We start from the raw sequence: 18,025 nt of genomic DNA on the forward strand, positions 1-18,025 counted from the left end.
GTTGGCGCGGTAGGATTGCGCGCATGCCGTACACAGTGGGTTTTGACCGCGAGAAGTACATCCAGCTGCAGTCGGAGCACATTAGTGCTCGTCGTAAAGAAATCGGCGGCAAGCTCTACCTGGAGATGGGCGGCAAGCTCTTTGATGACCATCATGCGTCGCGCGTGCTGCCTGGGTTTACTCCGGATAACAAGATCGCCATGCTGGACCGCATCAAAGATGAGGTGGAGATTGTCGTCTGCTTCAACGCGGGCGATGTTGTGCGTCAAAAGGTCCGCGCCGACCTCGGCATCACCTATGAGGACGAGGTGCTTCGGCTTATCGACGTTTTCCGGAACCGCGGCTTCCTCGCCGAAAATGTCGTGGTGACGCAGCTGGAGGGCCACAACCAGCATGTGGAGGCGTTCATTTCGCGCCTGGAGCGCCTGGGGTTGAAGGTGTCGCGCCATTTCACTATTAGCGGGTATCCGAACGACACCGCCGTAGTGGTCAGCGAAGCTGGCTTTGGCCGCAACGAGTACGTGGAGACGTCGCGGGATTTGATTGTGATGACCGCGCCGGGCCCGGGTTCCGGCAAGCTGGCCACGTGTTTGAGCCAGGTCTACCACGATCACAAGCGTGGCATTAACGCTGGTTACGCCAAGTTTGAGACGTTCCCGATATGGAACCTGCCGTTGTCGCACCCGGTGAACCTGGCCTACGAGGCAGCCACGGCGGACTTGGATGACGTCAACGTGATTGACCAGTACCACCTGGATGCGTACGGCAAGCAGGCTACGAGCTACAACCGTGACATTGAGGTCTTCCCACTGTTGCGCACGCTGCTTCAAGAGGCGACGGGTACGGAGCCGTACAAGTCGTCCACGGACATGGGTGTGAATATGGCAGGGATGTGCATGAGCGATGACGCCGCGTGCCGCCACGCCTCTGAGCAGGAGATCATTCGGCGTTACTACCATGCGCTTGTTGCTGAACGACGCAACGATGAAGACTCCACCGTCTCCGACCGCGTACTCAACGTGATGCGCAAGGCGAACGTGACCACGGCGGATCGTGTGGTGGTGGGCCCGGCGCTTGAGATTGCTGAGGCGACCGGCAGCCCGGGTGCCGCACTTGAGCTGCCGAGCGGCGAGGTTGTTACCGGTAAGACCTCTGACCTGTTGGGGCCGTCGGCTGCGGTGCTGCTCAACGCGCTGAAGTCCCTGGCGGGGATTCCGGATGACGTCCACCTGCTTGCGCCCGAGGCGATTGAGCCGATCCAGTCCTTGAAGACGCGCCACCTAGGTTCCGTCAACCCGCGCCTGCACACCGATGAGGTGCTGATCGCGCTGTCTGTGTCCGCGTCCACCGACCCGCAGGCGGCTGCCGCCCTGGAACACCTGAAGTACCTGCAGGGTTGCGACGCCCACACCACCACCATCCTCGGCTCCGTCGACGAAGGGATCTTCCGCTCCCTCGGGGTGCTGGTGACCTCGGAGCCGCAGTACTGGAAGAAGGCGCTTTACCACAAGCGTTAGGTACCTGCGTTAGGTACGGGCCTATGCCTCTGGCCTAGACTTTCGGGCATGACCGGAAAGATCCTGCTGTACTACAAGTTCCAGCCGATTGCAGACCCTGAGGCGGTTCGCCTCTGGCAGCGTGACCTGTGCGAAGGCCTCGGGTTGACCGGCAGGATCCTCATTTCCAAGCACGGCATCAACGGCACCGTCGGCGGCGACATTGACGCGTGTAAGGCCTACGCCCGCAAAACCAAGGAATACTTCCGCGGCATTGAGTTCAAATGGTCCGAAGGCTCCGCCGCGGACTTTCCCAAACTCAGCGTGAAGGCTCGCGAGGAGATCGTGGCCTTCGGCGCGCCCGATGAGCTGCAGGTGGATGACAAGGGCGTAGTCGGCGGCGGCACGCACCTGACCCCTGAGCAGGTCAATGAGCTGGTGGCGAACAACCCGGACGTGGTGTTCTTTGACGGCCGCAACGCCCGCGAAGCCGAGATTGGCAAGTTCAAAAACGCGGTCGTGCCCGATGTGGAAACCACCCATGACTTCATCCGTGAGCTGGAAAGCGGCAAGTATGACTGGATGAAGGACAAACCCGTCATCGCCTACTGCACCGGCGGCATCCGCTGCGAAGTGTTGACGCCGTTGATGAAAAACCGCGGGTTTGAAGAGGTCTACCAAATCGACGGCGGCATCGTCCGCTACGGCGAAAAGTACGGCAACCAGGGCCTTTGGGAGGGCTCGCTGTACGTCTTTGACAAGCGCATGCACACCGAGTTCGGCGCGCCGGGCGACCCGAATTTTGTCCAGCTCGGCCACTGCGTGCACTGCGGCGAAGCCACCAATGACTTCTACAACTGCGCCAACGAGCCCGAGTGCCGCCACCAGTACCTCTCATGCGCGGCGTGCCGTGAGGCGAATCCGGTGTGTGGGGAGTGCGCTCAGAAATAGAGTCACCCGGGGCTGCAGTAATTTCCGAATTACTGCATTCCGGCCCCTAAACGCCCAGGTGGTGGCACGTACTCCCGGGATTGCTACGGCAGCGCTGCCGACCCCTGCTATTGCTCTTCCGCAGGCGCCTAGTTAATCTAAATGACATTCATTTTCATTAACTGCGGGAGAGCATCCTGTTGCGCACACGTTTCCCGGCGCTTGTCGCCACTCTGACCCTCTTGTTCATCGGCGCGCCTCTGGCCCTCGCCGAGTCCGCAACCACCGACGGCAAAATAGTGCGCACCCAAACGCACGTGGATTCTCCCCACGCGGTGTGGGAGGACGGCAACTTCCGGCTCATGTCCAACAGCGCCGGGCTCGTCCCAATTGAGAACACCGTGAACTGGGTCAGCCGCGGGCGCGCCGATGGCGGGCTTGGCGCCTACGCTTGGCGAGTCCCCGATGACCCGCGCTTCAACTTCCTCGGCGTCGAACCGGGCCACCTCATGTACTTCGGAGGACCCGCCCACGGCTTCCCCAAAAACACCATGCCCATCTGGGCTGGCTTCGGTGCGGCTGCGGATCTGCCCACGGATCAATTCCGGGCGGAGTCCTTCAACATGGAAATCGTTGGTTTTTCCGGGCCGGGCAAGATGGAGCTGTTCAACTACAGCGATGAGACCTATCCGCTAACGCGCCTGTGGTCCTCCCATGACCCGGGATTCCGCTCAACCTGGGTCAACGCCGGCACCCACACCCACAATTCCACGACGTTCACACGCCCCGGCCTCTACGAGGTCACCTACCGGGCAACCGCGCGGATGAAGGACGGTTCCTTCATCCACTCCGCACCCCAAACGCTGACCTGGCAGGTAGGCGGCACCGATCCTGCCCAGCGCACGATCACGGACATCGTTGCAGCGTATAACGCCGCCCCCAGCATCGGCACTGGCACACCGACATTCAGCATTGCGCCGTCCACCGCGTCGACCAAAGGCGCGGAGCAAGGCGTCCTGAGCACGCTGACCTTTGAAACCGGCAACCCCAACGACGCCGGCCACGTCCAGTTCTTCATCAACGGCTTCTACCTCGCCGAGCGCGAAGTTACCGGCGGCACCGCCACGTGGGATGAGATGCTCGGTGACGACACCTCCGAGCTCCAAGCCGTCTACATCCCCAGCGCATCCTCGCCCACGCCACGCTGGGTGTCTGCACCGCTGCGCTTCCGCACCGGCGACCCCAAAACCGCGACTGGGGACGGTGGGGAGGTTTTGCCGTCGCCAAGCATGGAGCCCATCCCGGCGTTCGACACTGACCCCCTGACGCTCACCAGCCCCGATGTCACCGTGAGCACCTCCGCGGTCTACGGCGAAGACATGCGCAACATCGACATCACCGTCGAACCCGCCGACCCCCGCACAACACTGCGCGTCACCGGCGGTTTCTACAGAATGGATAACGGCCCACTGACCACCATGCCGCGCGACGCCATCGCCGACTGTGAAGTGGACTTCACCTCCGCCCCAGGCAGCAGGAAGAGCAAGCAGCTTATCGACGGCTGCCAACGCCCCAACTACCAACTCCTCCTCCGCCTCATCCCGGAGTCTCGGTCTAACGCTGCGGACGCCGCCCTTGTCAGCGTTCCCCACACCGACGCGTACGCCCCGATCCCGGGAACGACAGTGCGTCTCAGCGGTGGGGGCGGGGAGAGCGAGGTGCCTTCCTCGCAGCCAACGGAGCCGTCCGAGACTGTGCCGTCCGCTCCTACTGCGCCCTCGGAGCCCGCTCCTTCCGAGCCTGCGCCCACGGCCCCCTCCGAACCTGCCCCCTCCGAGGGCCAGGCCCTGAACTTGAGCTCCGGGCACGTTGACATCGCGCCGTACTACGACAACGACGTGCTCCACCTGCGCATCAAGGATGAGACGAACCTCCACCAGCGCGGCGCCGTGTGGCGACGCCCCAACGACGTCTACTTCACCGTCCCCTCCCAGGTGAGCACGACGCTTCCCGAGACCATCGAGGGTTTCGCCGAGAAAGGCGCCACTGCCTACATCCTCCCGGAAACCCAACGGTCAGGCGTGGTTTGGCCCGGGCTGAGCAGTGAGCACGCATACTCGCAAACAAAGCAGGATTACACGTTCACCTTCACTCCACTCAGCGCGCCGGATGGCGGCAAGTGGATCGCGTTCCGCGGCAACCAAACCTCCCCGCAAGACCGCCTAGCCGGTAGCGATTCCACCCGCGCGTACACCACTGAAGGCCCGGAGCACATGCATGTTTCGTGGGCGTTCAGCAAACCGGGCACGTACGAGATCGGCGTGTGGGTTGCGGAGAAGGGTGGCACGCCATCCCAGCAGGAAGTGCTGCGTTTTGTCGTCGCCCCCGATGCCAAGCCGGACACCATCAAGGAGATCACCACAGGTCACATCGATTTTGGGCCCATGCTTATCGACGCCACCCCGCACCTCCTCATCAACACCGACGACCAACACCACGTCCCCGAAACCGTGGTCCTGCGGGTGAAGGACAACCGCAAGGTGACAGCTACCGACGCTATTGCAGATTCGCTTTCCTTTACCGGCATCGTTGAGCGTGGTGCGAGCATTTACCACCTCCCACTCATGCAGGACCGTGACAGTATCTGGCCTGGCTGGGATACGTTCCGAGTCGCCGAGCAGTACCCAGCCGGCGTCAATGTGGAAGTCCGCCCACGCTCCACCCCGAAGGGCGGCGCATGGTGGGCCGGGCACATTCCCTCCCTCGGGGTTCCGGAACGCACACTGGCCAGCTCCACCGGAACGCACACCATTTCCGGCGTGAGCGAGGGCCCCTTCCACATCCATGCCGACTGGGTGTTCACCAAACCCGGCACGTACACGATGGACATGCGGGCGGTTGACCCGCAGGGCAAGCCCGTCACCGAGTGGTCCACAATCACTTACCTGGTCGGCGACGCCACTACTGAGCCTGAGCCCGCGCCGGGCTCTCCAGCGCCCGGTTCTCCCGCGCCGGGTTCCCCAGCGCCTTCGCCTTCCCCGTCGGGCACAACCAAGCCAACCCAGCCAACCCAGCCAACAACATCCTCAACAACCCCCAAGACATCCACCCAGTCCACAACCACCAAGCCCACAACAACCAGGTCAACAACCCAGTCCACGACAACCCAGCGCACAAGTGCACAGTCGGCAACCACCCAGTCCACAACAGCGCAGGCAGCGTCAGTGGGCGGTGGCGGTAGCGGTGGCAGCCTCGCTTCAACCGGTGCGAGCGTCATGCTTCCCGTAGGCGTTGCGATGCTGTGTCTCATGGCCGGCGGAGCGCTCATCACACGGCGTCGTCGATGAAGTAATTTCCGAATTACTGCATTCTGGCCCCTAAATGCCCAAGTGGTGGCACGTGCTCCCGGAATTGCTACGGTAGCGCTGCTGACCTCCCTGACAAATGTGACGAGGCGCCCGGGGCTCCTCAGCAAAGGCCCAGGCCATAGCGCTTCGAACAAATTAGCGAGGTCAGATTTTTCAGCGGGCCCGCGCCCCGGGCGGAGCCACTACCAAAGCCCCCAAAAAACCAACCCCAAACCCCCAAAAACCTACCCGGCGAAATCCCGGGCCAGCATGCCAACGGTGATGATCAGCCAGACCATGGTGAATGGCACCAGCGGGAGCCAGAAGACGCCCATCCACGGCATCCAGCGTTCGTAGCGGTTGAGTTTGCGCACCATGATTACAGCGCAGCCGAGGAGCATCGCAACGGGTGGGATGGAGGTGAGTACTGCCCACCAGGTGCGCCAGCTTTGGCTGCACAGCCAGGTGGCTTCGCCGGCATCGCATAGTGGTCCGCCGGCGACCCGCCCAACCAGACCCAGCAAAAGCGCGAACCCAAGTGTGACGCCCACGGTTGCCAGGGCGTACCAGAGCGCTTGGCGTGTGGAGGCGCTGTTGCGCCGTGCCACCTCCAGCGGGTCCGGCTCGTCGGCTAGCTCATCAAAGTCGCGCGGGGCTGGGCGTACGCGGGAGAAGCGGTCTTGGCCGCCGTGTAGGTCATTTTCCGGGTGATCCCAGCCTTGATCTCTGCCCTTGTCCATATTCATTGGCTACTTCACTCCTCGTGGGTGGATGATCACTGGCACGGGCGCAAACCGGATGAATTCGCCTTCGCGAGAGCCAACAAACACGCGCTTGAGCTGGTCGGAAGGCTGCGAGCCCATGCACAGCAGGTCGCCTTTCTTCCATTTCACGGAGTCGATGGAGCGCTTCCAACCTTTGCCGCTGGCTACAAAAGCGTGGACGTCAAAGTTGTCGGCGCAGGCCGGCCCCATTGCAGACGCCACACCGTACGCCTGGTCGCGCGCCCGATCCAAAAGCCCGAGGGTGGATTCGTTCCACTCGGCGGCCAGGGAGAGGTCGTCGGTTTGCTCCTGGGGTGAAAAGGCGATGATGCGCAGCGGCACACCCAGGACGCAGGCGAGGGTTGCGGCGTAGGGCAGGCCGGAGAAGCGGCCTTCGTCGCGTGGTTGTGCGGATTTTGAGGACTCGATAAGCGCGTACGTAATGCGCGTGATGCCTTTGCGCGACAGCTTCACCCCACGCGGCGCGAGCCCGAGGGGGACGGGGGAGGAGTGCATCAGCTCGTCTGCAGTAGAGGAGGGCCGGAATCTGCTTTTTTGCGTTTTCACGCGCGAGCCCAACACAATCATGTCCGCCGAGAAATCCGCAGCGCATGAATATAGCGACCCAGCAACGTCGGTGCGTTCTGCCAGCTCGGCGAAGTCTTTTGCCCACTGATCGCGCGGAATGTGCGCTTTGAGTACGCGTTTGGCTTGCAGTTCAAACTCTTGGGCGCGGTCGCGGAACCAGCGCTTGTATTTCTTGCCGGACAAGGGTTTTTTCCAGGTGCCTTCAACGGCGGAGAGCACTTTGACCTTGACTGGCAGTGAGCGGCCGAGCCATGCGGCGAATTCGATGGCTTCGGTGTTTTGCGCGTCCCACCCCACGACAACGCGTAGCGGCTTCCCGTCAGCGGGGAGTTCCGCTAGTTCTTTGGTAAATGAGCGAGCAACCATCGGTTACTACTTTAGCTGTGCTCCAGGTCCCTTTTAGAAGATGCCTCGGCGTAGGTTTCCGCAAGCGCGTTGATGGCGTCTGCGGCCTGTTCGATCAGCTTGAGGTGGTTCTCATCCAGCGTGCTGATCATCTCGGCGAGGGACTGGGTACGCTCTTCGCCCACACGCTTGAGCTCTTGCATGCCCAGCTCGGTGAGTTCGACGCTGACGCCGCGGCGGTCTTCCACGGCGCGGGTGCGCTGGACCAGGCCTCGTTTTTCTAGCTGGTTGATGGTGTTGGAGGCGGTTGGCATGCGCACGCCCTCGGCGTCGGCAAGCTGGCTAATGCGGCTCGGTCCGTGCTCGGCGATCCGGGTCATAATGGACAGCTGCGGGCCGGTCAGCTCTGAGTGCTCGGCGGTGCGGAAGTAGCTAACGTAGAGCTTTGTCATGGCTGGGCGCACGCGGCGGGCTAGCTCTAGCGCTTCTTGTTCGTTGGACATGGAGGTTCCCAAGGTTGAAATATCTAATGTTTTCCGACGATGGTACACGCAACAAAATTGTTTACACAAACGAGTTGTCGCACGAATGGCAGCGCCGCACCACACTCAGGGATCTGCATCAGGGGCTTTTGCTTGCCGACGCCTACCTGGACGCCGACCACCTCCTGATCACAGCCGCACGTTTTCATGGATTTGAGGCACAGGTGGCATGCCCCGTCTGTAAGCAAGATGCCCTGCGTTATGTGCGCTGGGTCTACGGGGACAACTTGGGCCGGCGCAGCGGCACCGCAAGAGATGAGGCCGAGATTGCTCGCCTAGTGGAGGAAGTGGGCCCAATTACTGTGCATCTTGTAGAGGTCTGCGAATCTTGTAAGTGGAACTTCCTGCTCAAAGAGGTTACAGCGCAGCTGCCAAGGTAGTGTGTCATTTTGTGGCAGAGAACGTGGAGAAGAAGGCGAAGAAACCCAAGACGCGCTGGGGGCAATGGCTCCTAGCGCTACTGCTGTTTCTTGTGCTGTTGGCTGCAATCCCGGCAACGTGGTTTGGCATCAAATATGCCGAAGCCCGCATTCCGGAGCCGGGCGAGATTGAAACAGCGCAGATCTCCAACATCTATTTCAGTGATGGCGCAACGGAGCTGGCCCGCGTGGTGCCGCCGGACGGCAACCGTGTGCAAATCCCGCTTGAAGACGTGCCGGTGCACGTCCAAAACGCCGTCCTCGCAGCAGAGGACCGTGACTTTTGGGAGAACTCCGGGTTCTCCTTTACCGGCTTCGCCCGTGCCGCGATCGGTCAGATCACCGGCAACGTTGGCGCTGGCGGTGGCTCCACCATCACCCAGCAGTACGTGAAGAACGCGATTGTGGGCAACGAGCACTCCTATGAGCGCAAGGCTCGTGAGCTGGTCTACTCCGTGAAGATGACCAACTCTTGGAGCAAGGAGGAGATCCTCAACGCGTACCTCAACACTGTCTACTTCGGGCGCAACGCCTACGGCATCCAGGCTGCGGCAAACGCGTTCTTTGGCAAGCCGGCCAGCGAGCTGACACTTGAAGAGGGCGCTGTGCTGGCAGCCTCCATCCAGCTGCCTTCCCAGCTGGATCCGTGGACTAATCCGGACGGCGCACAGGCGCGCTGGAACTACGTCATGGACGGCATGGTGGAAACCGGTGCGATCACGCCAGAGGAGCGCGCCGCGGCGCAGTACCCGGAGACGCGTGACCCGGCGTCCTACTCCCCGTACACCGAGGCCACCGGCCCGAACGGCCTGATCAAAAACCAGGTGATCACGGAGCTGGAGTCCCTGGGTATTACGGAGGAGGACCTGACCAACCGCGGTCTCCAGATCACCACCACCATTGACAGCTCCACGCAGGAGATTGTGGAGCGCGTTGCACGCAACAACCTGGCTAACCTGCAGGAAGACGCACGTACCGGCGTGGTTGCTGTTGACCCAGCCACCGGCGCAGTGGTGGGGTACTACGGCGGCGATGAGCCGAACGGTTGGGACTACGCCAACGCCGGTTTGCAGACCGGCTCCACGTTCAAGATCTTCACGCTTGCCTCTGCGCTGCAGCAGGGCATCAAGCTGACGGATACGTTTGACTCCTCCCCGGTGATGCTGCCTGGCGGCATCCAGGTGACCAACTGGGACGGCGGTGGCGGCGGCGTGATCACCGCCAAGGAAGCCACGCGTACCTCCTCCAACACCGCGTACCTGCGTATCCAGGATGACCTGGACAACACCACGCAGGACACCGCTGACATGGCGCACGCCTTGGGCGTTGCCCGTTCCATCCCGGGTATTCCGGTGACCCTGCGTGAAAACGGTGGCCAGCCCTATGAGGGCATTGTGCTGGGTCAGTACCAGTCGCGGGTGTTGGATATGGCGTCGGCAGTAGGCACGCTCCTGGAGCGCGGTGTGTACCACCCGGCCCACTTTGTGCAGAAGATTGTGGACGGCAACGGTGAGGTCCTCTATGAGGTGGATCAGTCTTACGCTGAGCGTCGAGTAGCAGAGCAGGTTGCGGACAACACGATCGACGCAATGCAATCCGTAGTGGGCTACTCCAACGCCACGCTGGCTGGCGGGCGCCCGTCCGCAGCCAAGACCGGCACCGCCCAGCTGGGCAACACCGGCCTGAACAAGGACGCCTGGATGGTCGGCGGCACCCCGCAACTGTCCGTGGCTGTGTGGGTTGGCACCGCGGACAACACAACCGCCATCTTCAACGAGTGGGGCGGCATCATGTTCGGCTCCAACACGCCAAGCAGGATCTGGAAGGGCGTGCTGGATGAGGCCCTGCAGAACGAAGAGTTCGAGGCCTTCCCAACCGCCAGCCCGGTCTACTGGGGTGTCAGACCCTACTCCGGCGGCACCAACCTGGGTGGGCGCGACGCCAGCTACTACTACACGCCAACCACCACGGCACCTGCTGAGGAGGAGCCGACGGAGGACCCGGCAGCACCTGCACCAGGTGAACCGGTACCGGCGCCGGCACCAGTTCCCGCCCCGGCACCGATGCCGCCACCGCCGCCGATTAGCGACGCGATTAGTGACGCATTGGACAACCTCAACAGCATCTTCCAATAAAGGAGCACGATGACCGCGACCCAGACCTGGCCGGATCCTAAGCACCGCGTCCAGCCCGGGCGTACAGAGCCGCTGGCTAAAGGCTGGGTGGACTACCTTGGCGGGCCGATGGGCCGCTACGCGCAAATCGGCCGCGCCCGCTTTTGGACGCCGCTGCGCGCCATCTTCGCCCTGGCCTACGTGTTCCTTACGTTAGGCGGGCTGTCCAAGGCGAACTGCTCTTTAGGCAAGCCGGATGATGACGGCGTGTTGCAACTGAACTGGGACGGCAACCGCCAGTTCACCTCCTTTTGCTACAACGACATCGTCCCGCTCTACGGCGCGCGCGGCCTAGACCAGCCCGGCTTTGTCTATGACTACTCCTGGGTTGAGGACGGCCTGACGCGCTACATGGAATACCCGGTGCTGGCCGGCCTGTTCCAGCAGTTCACCGCATTTATCTCCCGCAACACCTACTTCGTAGCCAGCAAGTTTTTGCCCGAGGTGGGCTGGTATTTCTGGATGACGGTGCTGTTTTTGTCCATCATCTGGATCTGCACCGCCCGCATGGTGGCAGAACTGGCCGGCAACCGCATCTGGGACACCCTGCTTGTGGTCGGCTCGCCGCTTTTGATCATGCACGCGTTTACCAACTGGGACATCCCGTCCATCTTCTTCCTGGTCGCAGCCCTTTTGGCGGCGCGCAACAAGAAGTGGTGGCTGGCCGGAATCCTGATCGGCGCCGGCACCTCGTTCAAACTTTGGCCGCTGTTTGTGCTGGGCGCCTACCTGACCATTACCATTCGCAAGCGCAGCTTCGTGCCGTTTTTCAAGATGCTCGCCGCCACCGTGGTTACCTGGCTTGTGATCAACGTGCCGGTCTACCTGCGCAACGCGGATGCGTGGGGCGAGTTCAACCGCCTCAACACGGACCGCGGCTGGGAGTGGACCACCATCTACGCGGTGATCTCGCGCACCTTCGGCTGGTCGGGTTTCGACACCGGCGAGGGCGCCCCCGTCATCCTCAACACCGTCACATTCGTCCTGTTTGCCGCCGGCTGCCTGGCCGTGCTGATCATGGGACTCAAGGCGCCGAAGGAGCCGCGCGTGGCGGAGCTGCTCTGCCTCATCGTTGGCTTCTTCCTGCTGTTTAACAAGGTGTGGAGCCCCCAGTACTCCATCTGGCTCATCGTCCCGGCGGTGCTCGCGCTGCCGCACTGGAAACTGCTCTTGACGTGGATGACGGTGGACATGATGGTCTGGCCTGTACTGATGTGGCACATGCTTGGCACCGACAACCTGGGACTGCCGGGCGAAGTGCTCGACATCGTGATCATCTGCCGCGACGCGCTGATCATCACCATCATGGTGCTGGTTGTCCAGCAGCTCTTCGGCCGCCGCCCAGACCTGGTTGCCCAGGCCCACAACGGCCACGACCCGCTGCTTACCCGCCCCACCGACTGGCAGGAGCCCGCCCATGCTTAACGCCACAACCATCGCCGGCATCGTGTCCATCGCGGTGGCCTTCATCCTGTTCCTTGGAGCTTTTTACTTCACGACGCAAAAACGCACCACCCTCGCCATCGCCCTCGGCATCGCAGCGTTTCTTTTCATGACCGTCATCCCTGTCTCCCTCGCCGTCTTCGGCGCAGCCCCGAACCCCGGTGGGTGACCGTGGGGGCAGGGAGGCGTCGATAAGCAAAAGCTCCTTTTGGCGGACCCCCGAATCTGGGGTACCCTAGCAAGGTTGCTTGACGCCAAGCGACCCTCCTGCCATCGCCACAAGGGTGATGGCCGAAGAAAACAAAGACCATAGGAGGTGATGAGGTCCGTGCGTCACTACGAAGTAATGATCATCCTCGATCCGCAGCAGGATGAGCGCACCGTCGCCCCGTCCCTGGACAAGTTCCTCGAGAACGTCCGCAAGGATGGCGGCAAGGTGGAAAAGGTTGATGTGTGGGGCAAGCAGCGCCTTGCATACCCGATCAACAAGAAGGAAGAAGGCATCTACGCGGTGCTCAACCTCGAGTGCGAGTCCGACACTGTCGCAGAGCTCGACCGCGTCCTGAGCCTGAACGAGAACGTGCTGCGCACCAAGGTGCTGCGTACAGACAAGTAAGAGCAAAGGAAACGGACATGGCTCAAGGCGATACTCAAATCACCGTTGTAGGCAACCTCGTTGCAGACCCAGAGCTGCGGTTCATCCCCAGCGGAGCTGCCGTAGCAAACTTCCGCATCGCGTCCACCCCGCGTACATACAACCGGGACACGAACCAGTTCGAAGACGGCGATGCACTGTTTCTGACCTGCAACTGCTGGCGCCAAATGGCAGAGAACGTCGCCGAAACCCTGACCAAAGGCATGCGCGTCATTGTGACGGGCCGCCTGAAGCAGCGCTCCTACCAAACCCGCGAGGGTGAAAACCGCACTGTCTTCGAGGTCGAGGTCGATGAGGTTGGACCGTCTTTGAGGTACGCCACCGCCAAGATTGCCCGGACCACGCGTGAGGGCGGGAACGGCAACTTTGGTGGCCAGCGTCAGAACCAGCAAGCCCCGGCGCAAAACCAGGGCGGGTTCGGGCAGTCCCAGCCGCAGCAGTTTTCGCAGCAGCCGCAGCAACAGCAACAGCAGCAGCCTGCGAATGACCCGTGGAACTCCGCACCGTCGTCCGACTCGTTCGGCGGTATGGATGATGAGCCACCGTTCTAAACACGCTTCTTTTTTACGAAAACCACACTCAAACTTTTCAACCAGAAGGAAGGTTAGGATTCATGAAACTGATCCTCACCGCTGCCGTTGAGAACCTTGGTGAGCCCGGCGATATCGTCGAGGTCAAGGACGGATACGGCCGTAACCTCCTGCTGCCGCGCGGCCTGGCCATCCCGGCTACCCGCGGCGCGGAGAAGCAGATTGCAGACATCAAGCGTGCCCAGGCTGACCGCCAGGTGCGCGACCTGGAGCACGCAAAGGAGCTGCGTGACCAGCTGGACCAGCTGACCGGCGTGAAGGTTGCCGTGCGCACCGCTGAGAACGGTAAGCTGTTCGGCTCCGTCACCCCGGCTGACATCGCTGATGCGGTGAAGGCTGCTGGTGGCCCGTCGCTGGACAAGCGTCGCATCACCGTGCCGAAGGGTCTTGTGAAGAAGACCGGCGGTTACCAGGTGAAGGTTGCTCTCCACGACGATGTGGAAGGCAAGATTAACTTCGAGGTCGTTGGAGCATAGTTTGCTTGACGACGATTGCGTCAACCACCCATAACGCAATCCACGACAACAGCATTTTGGCCGCAGGGCCCGCTTGTGAGGAGCGGGCCCTGCGGCTTTTTCGTGCCTGGGCGCTGGTTAGAATGACCGGCATGGTGTTTCGTGCTGCGCGTTCCGTTTCGGGCGCTGTTGTCGCTGTTGTTATGGCTCTTTCCTTGCTAGTGGCTTCCTTGCTAGTGGCGCCGGCGGCGTCTGCCGCGGTGGTGGTGCACCCGGGTGATGTGATCCGCATCCAGTACTCGAACGGTGCGCGCTATGGCTGCACGTTGAATTCGGTGGCGCAGCGTGGTGGGGCGCTGTATGGGGTGACGGCGGGGCATTGTTTGGCGCCGATTGGTGGGGCGCGTCCGGTGGCGGTGTATGCGGCGGATGGGCGCACGTTGCTCTCGGACCTTCGTGACTCTGGCTATACATACGAGGGCGATAACACCCTGGGCGGTGTGTTGACGGACGTGGCGTGGTTCCGCCTGCCGGGGGACGCGGTGAACGCTTCCGTGGTGCGCGGCGGCTATGTTGACTTGCCGTTTTTTGGTGCGAATCACGCGGTGAGCCAGTTCGCGCAGCGCGTGCACCCGAACCGTGCGGTTGTTTCAAGGCAGCCGGTGACCAGCGTCAAGCAGTGGGACGTGGTGTGCAAAGACGGTGGGCGCACCTCCCGCACCTGCGGGCGCGTGCTCAACGTGAACCCGGATACGGGCGAGATCGCGGTGGCGATCTTGGCGTGGCAGGGTGACTCGGGCGCGCCGGTGTACACGGTGAATCCGGATGGCAGCGTGAACATCATCGGCATCGCCTCGGGTACGGCGTACGGGTTCCTGTTGGCGGTCGATGCGGCGGTGCCGCTGCCGGCGGGCCTGCACTAGCGCTGCAACTGACGCTATGTTTGTTACCCGCGTTCGCATTGACGTCCCGGTGGTGGGCTACGCCGCTGGCCTTCCCGTGGTCCGCCAGCTCGCCCAACGGCCGCTGGAGCTGGCGCAGGTGACCATCCTCACGGGCGACAACGGTGCGGGCAAATCCACGTTGATCGAGGCGATCGCTATCGCGGCGGGGGCGAACGCGGCGGGTGGTTCCAGGAACGCACGCTTCGAGGCGGCCGACCACTCGCTTTTGCACGAGGCGCTGACACTGACGCGCCGCCAAAACCCCCGCGACGTCTACTTCCTACGCGGCGAAACCTACCTCACCCTGGCCAACTACCACGCCAGCCTCGGCCCCGACGACGCGCTGGTGGGCCTTCCACTGCGCAGCCACGGCGAGGGCATCATGGACCTCGCGCGCACCCGCCTCGGCCCCGAAACGCTGATCATTCTTGATGAGCCCGAAGATGGCCTCTCCGTCTTCTCCCAACTCGAACTCCTCGGCCGCCTCACGGTGCTTGCCCGCCGCGGCGCCCAAATCCTCATGGCCACCCACTCGCCGGTGCTGCTGGCCATCCCGGAGGCCCGCATCCTTGAGGTTCCCACCTTGGAGCCTTTGCTTTTCGACGCCTGCGAGCCCCTCACCGCCACCCGCGAATTCATCAACGACCCCGCTGGCACCGCCGCCTACCTCACAAGCCCCGAGTGAGGCTTTAGTCTTTGTAGTTGATGTTTATCAACCGCATCTCCGTCGACGCCACGAAGGCTCCCGCGTGGGCCCTGGACACGCCCGCGATTGCGCACGTGGCGGAGTTCGGCTTCGACTTCCGTCGGCCAATCACGGTGTTTACCGGCGGCAACGGGGTGGGCAAATCCACGCTGTTGGAGGGGGTCGCCAGGGCGTGGGGGTTTGCGGTTGAGGGTGGTGCGTGGGGCGTCGATAAGCCTGGGGCTCATGACCCGATGTTTGGGGCGCTGACGCTTGCCACCGGGCCGCGGGCGAAGGTTGCCGGGTACTTTTTGCGCGGTGAGACGCACACGGCGATCACGGAGTTTGGCGGGCGCTCGCACGGGGAGTCCGTGCTGGAGGTGACGTCCCGGATGCAGCCGAACGCGCTCTACCTCCTTGATGAGCCCGAATCGGGCCTCTCCGCCATCTCCCAAATGGCGTTACTCGCGCAGCTGCATGCTTTGGGACGCCCGGATACGCAGGTGGTGATGGTGACGCACTCGCCAATCCTGCTGGGTGTGCCTGGCGCGGAGATTGTGGAGGTGGGCGAGCACGGCATGACCCGCGGCGTGGCCGTGGAGGAGACGATGGCGTTTCGGGCCATGCGCGACTTTCTGGCTGACCCGCACGGCATTGCGGAGTACATGGCCGACTGGGCCGCGCACGAAGAGTGATTCCACCCCCGCGCCACCCCTGTGAACAATTGTGGATAAGTAGCGCATAAGAATGCCAGCGCAGGCGGCGTGTCGCTGTGTTGAGTGCCGAAAATGGGCTTGTCAAACCTCGTGGTCAGGGGAGTTATCCCCCATTTGTTCGCTTCGGTGCGGTTTTGCATGTATATCGCTTGAGCTGCGTTGATGCGATGGGTTGCTGTGCGTTTGTGGCGTGATTCCACAAGAATTCCACAGGGCCGGCGGGGTGGCTGTGGACAACTCGCACGCAATACGCAAAGTTGTCCACAGGGCCTGTGGATAACTCTGCGTGGGGTAGTGTTTTACACACAGTGAAAGGGGATCATCGTGGCCGCCAACAACAGTTTTGAAGACGACTACGTCTTGCCGCCAGAGCCTGCGGATGACGTGCCGCCGGACTTCTCGGACTTCTCGGATGACGCGGGGTCATCGTCGGGCTACCAGCCGCGGAGGGGGTCTTCGCGCTACGAGCGCGGCAGGCAGCATTGGCAGAACTCGCAGAACTCCGAGTACCGCACCCCGCCGCATGATGAGCGCGCGGAACGCTCCGTGCTGGGTGCGATGCTGCTGAATCAGGACGTGGTCATTGACGTGGTGGACAAGCTGCGTTCGGATGACTTCTATTTCCCGGCCAACCAGCTGATCTTCAACGCGATTGTGGATCTGTACTCGGACGCCAGCGAGATCGACGTCCTGATCGTCGCCGGCCGCCTGGACCGCTTCAACCAGCTGGAGCGCGTCGGCGGTGCGCCGTATCTGCACACGTTGATCTCTGAGGTGCCGACGGCGGCCAACGCCCTGTATTACGCCAACATCGTGGAGGAGAAGTCCATCCTCCGCCAGCTAGTCAACGCCGGCACGCACGTGGCCCAGCTTGGGTACGAAGGCGAGGAAGGCATGGAGGTTGAGGCGCTTGTAGACCGCGCGCAGCAGGAAGTCTTCGCCATCACTCGCAACGACGCCGGCCAGGACTACCGCGCGCTATCCGAGCTGCTGAAGCCTACTATCGACGAGCTCACGCAAATCGCCGCCGGCGGCGCCCTCGACCAGGGCGTGCCCACCGGTTTCATCGACCTGGACAACCTAACCAACGGCCTGCACGCCGGCCAGATGGTGATCATCGCGGCGCGCCCGGGCGTGGGTAAGTCCACACTGGCGCTGGATTTCATGCGTTCGTGCTCGATTCACCACAACAAGACCAGCGTGATCTTCTCCCTGGAGATGAGCGCTTCTGAGATCATCATGCGTTTGTTGTCGGCGGAGACGGAGATCAAATTGTCGTCGATGCGTTCGGGCCAGATGGAGGAGCGGGACTGGGAGAAGCTGACCAAGCGTCTCACGGAGATCCAGGACGCCCCGCTGTTTATCGACGACTCCCCAAACCTCACCATGATGGAAATCCGCTCCAAAGCCCGCGCGCTGAAGCGTCAGCACGGCCTGGACCTTGTGGTGCTGGACTACCTACAGCTGATGAGCTCTGGCAAGAAGGTGGAGTCGCGTCAGCAGGAGGTCTCGGAGTTTTCTCGTCACCTGAAGCTGTTGGCGAAGGAGCTGGAGGTGCCTGTGATCGCGATTTCGCAGCTGAACCGTGGCCCGGAGTCCCGTACGGACAAGAAGCCGCAGCTTGCTGATTTGCGTGAGTCGGGTTCGCTTGAGCAGGACGCCGACATGGTGTTCCTGCTGTACCGCCCGGATTCGCAGGATCGTGATGACGAGCGCGCCGGCGAAGCCGACATCATCGTTGCCAAGCACCGCGGCGGCCCGATTGACACGATCCCGGTGGCGCACCAGCTGCACTACTCGCGCTTTGTCAATATGGCGCACGGCTAGCCGCCCCGCAAATTTTGCGGAAAACACCGCGCTAATCCCGAAATTGGTGCATTCCGCGGTGTAAAACCCCTAGTGGCAACACGTGCTCCCGGAATTACTGCATCG

17 protein-coding genes are annotated in these 18,025 nt (G+C 62.3%); 14 read left to right on the forward strand and 3 right to left on the reverse strand.

Annotated features, from left to right (window positions below; translation table 11 throughout):
- Nucleotides 1-23 precede the first annotated feature (23 nt).
- The 3 genes from AK829_RS10360 to AK829_RS10370 all read left to right on the forward strand — a co-directional run bounded on the left by AK829_RS10360 (nt 24) and on the right by AK829_RS10370 (nt 5,773).
- The gene (locus tag AK829_RS10360; RefSeq protein WP_052205759.1) at nt 24-1,517 is read left to right on the forward strand and encodes a DUF1846 domain-containing protein; all 1,494 of its coding nucleotides are present in this window, start codon (nt 24-26) and stop codon (nt 1,515-1,517) included.
- Nucleotides 1,518-1,565: 48 nt separating this feature from the next.
- Nucleotides 1,566-2,447: an oxygen-dependent tRNA uridine(34) hydroxylase TrhO gene (gene trhO / locus AK829_RS10365; protein ID WP_052205760.1), complete on the forward strand. Its 882-nt coding sequence runs from the start codon at nt 1,566-1,568 to the stop codon at nt 2,445-2,447.
- Nucleotides 2,448-2,626: 179 nt separating this feature from the next.
- Entirely contained in the window at nt 2,627-5,773 is a 3,147-nt protein-coding gene (locus AK829_RS10370) for a choice-of-anchor M domain-containing protein (protein ID WP_232305733.1), read from the forward strand.
- Between the two features lie 245 nt (nt 5,774-6,018).
- On the opposite strand, the gene AK829_RS10375 is transcribed toward AK829_RS10370, so the two are convergent.
- The 3 genes from AK829_RS10375 to AK829_RS10385 are packed head-to-tail and all read right to left on the reverse strand — an operon-like array spanning nt 6,019 to nt 7,973.
- Nucleotides 6,019-6,519 carry a hypothetical protein gene (locus AK829_RS10375; RefSeq protein WP_198147763.1) on the reverse strand — a complete coding sequence of 167 codons (501 nt, stop codon included), beginning with the start codon at nt 6,517-6,519 and terminating at the stop codon, nt 6,019-6,021.
- Nucleotides 6,520-6,522: 3 nt separating this feature from the next.
- Entirely contained in the window at nt 6,523-7,491 is a 969-nt protein-coding gene (locus AK829_RS10380) for a universal stress protein (RefSeq protein ID WP_052205762.1), read from the reverse strand.
- Nucleotides 7,492-7,502: 11 nt separating this feature from the next.
- A complete protein-coding gene (locus tag AK829_RS10385) occupies nt 7,503-7,973 on the reverse strand; it encodes a MarR family winged helix-turn-helix transcriptional regulator (RefSeq protein WP_052205763.1) in 471 nt (156 codons plus the stop codon).
- Nucleotides 7,974-7,999: 26 nt separating this feature from the next.
- Between AK829_RS10385 and AK829_RS10390 the strand changes: the two genes are divergently transcribed.
- From AK829_RS10390 to dnaB, 11 genes are all read left to right on the forward strand, one after another.
- Nucleotides 8,000-8,392: a DUF5318 family protein gene (locus AK829_RS10390; RefSeq protein WP_052205764.1), complete on the forward strand. Its 393-nt coding sequence runs from the start codon at nt 8,000-8,002 to the stop codon at nt 8,390-8,392.
- A gap of 11 nt (nt 8,393-8,403) precedes the next feature.
- Nucleotides 8,404-10,566, forward strand: a complete 2,163-nt coding sequence (locus AK829_RS10395) for a transglycosylase domain-containing protein (RefSeq protein WP_232305734.1) — start codon at nt 8,404-8,406, stop codon at nt 10,564-10,566.
- A gap of 9 nt (nt 10,567-10,575) precedes the next feature.
- A complete protein-coding gene (locus AK829_RS10400) occupies nt 10,576-12,030 on the forward strand; it encodes a glycosyltransferase family 87 protein (protein ID WP_052205766.1) in 1,455 nt (484 codons plus the stop codon).
- Nucleotides 12,023-12,217 carry a hypothetical protein gene (locus tag AK829_RS10405; protein ID WP_052205767.1) on the forward strand — a complete coding sequence of 65 codons (195 nt, stop codon included), beginning with the start codon at nt 12,023-12,025 and terminating at the stop codon, nt 12,215-12,217. Before AK829_RS10400 ends, AK829_RS10405 begins: the two co-directional genes overlap by 8 nt.
- 159 nt (nt 12,218-12,376) lie before the next feature.
- Nucleotides 12,377-12,664 (forward strand): 30S ribosomal protein S6, encoded by a 288-nt coding sequence (gene rpsF / locus AK829_RS10410; RefSeq protein WP_180950555.1) that lies wholly within the window; start codon nt 12,377-12,379, stop codon nt 12,662-12,664.
- A gap of 17 nt (nt 12,665-12,681) precedes the next feature.
- The gene (locus tag AK829_RS10415; RefSeq protein WP_052205769.1) at nt 12,682-13,254 is read left to right on the forward strand and encodes a single-stranded DNA-binding protein; all 573 of its coding nucleotides are present in this window, start codon (nt 12,682-12,684) and stop codon (nt 13,252-13,254) included.
- 62 nt (nt 13,255-13,316) lie between these two features.
- Nucleotides 13,317-13,769, forward strand: coding sequence for a 50S ribosomal protein L9 (gene rplI / locus AK829_RS10420; protein ID WP_052205770.1), 453 nt, complete (start codon nt 13,317-13,319; stop codon nt 13,767-13,769).
- A 131-nt stretch (nt 13,770-13,900) separates the two neighbouring features.
- Nucleotides 13,901-14,671, forward strand: a complete 771-nt coding sequence (locus tag AK829_RS10425) for a chymotrypsin family serine protease (protein ID WP_052205771.1) — start codon at nt 13,901-13,903, stop codon at nt 14,669-14,671.
- Between the two features lie 16 nt (nt 14,672-14,687).
- On the forward strand, nt 14,688-15,377 hold the full coding sequence (locus AK829_RS10430; RefSeq protein ID WP_052205772.1) for an AAA family ATPase: 690 nt from the start codon (nt 14,688-14,690) through the stop codon (nt 15,375-15,377).
- Nucleotides 15,378-15,397: 20 nt separating this feature from the next.
- A complete protein-coding gene (locus tag AK829_RS10435) occupies nt 15,398-16,072 on the forward strand; it encodes an AAA family ATPase (protein ID WP_052205773.1) in 675 nt (224 codons plus the stop codon).
- A gap of 345 nt (nt 16,073-16,417) precedes the next feature.
- Nucleotides 16,418-17,920, forward strand: a complete 1,503-nt coding sequence (gene dnaB / locus AK829_RS10440; protein ID WP_083278815.1) for a replicative DNA helicase — start codon at nt 16,418-16,420, stop codon at nt 17,918-17,920.
- Nucleotides 17,921-18,025 lie beyond the last annotated feature (105 nt).

The organism is Corynebacterium riegelii, from assembly GCF_001263755.1.
Classification (GTDB): Bacteria; Actinomycetota; Actinomycetes; order Mycobacteriales; family Mycobacteriaceae; genus Corynebacterium; species Corynebacterium riegelii.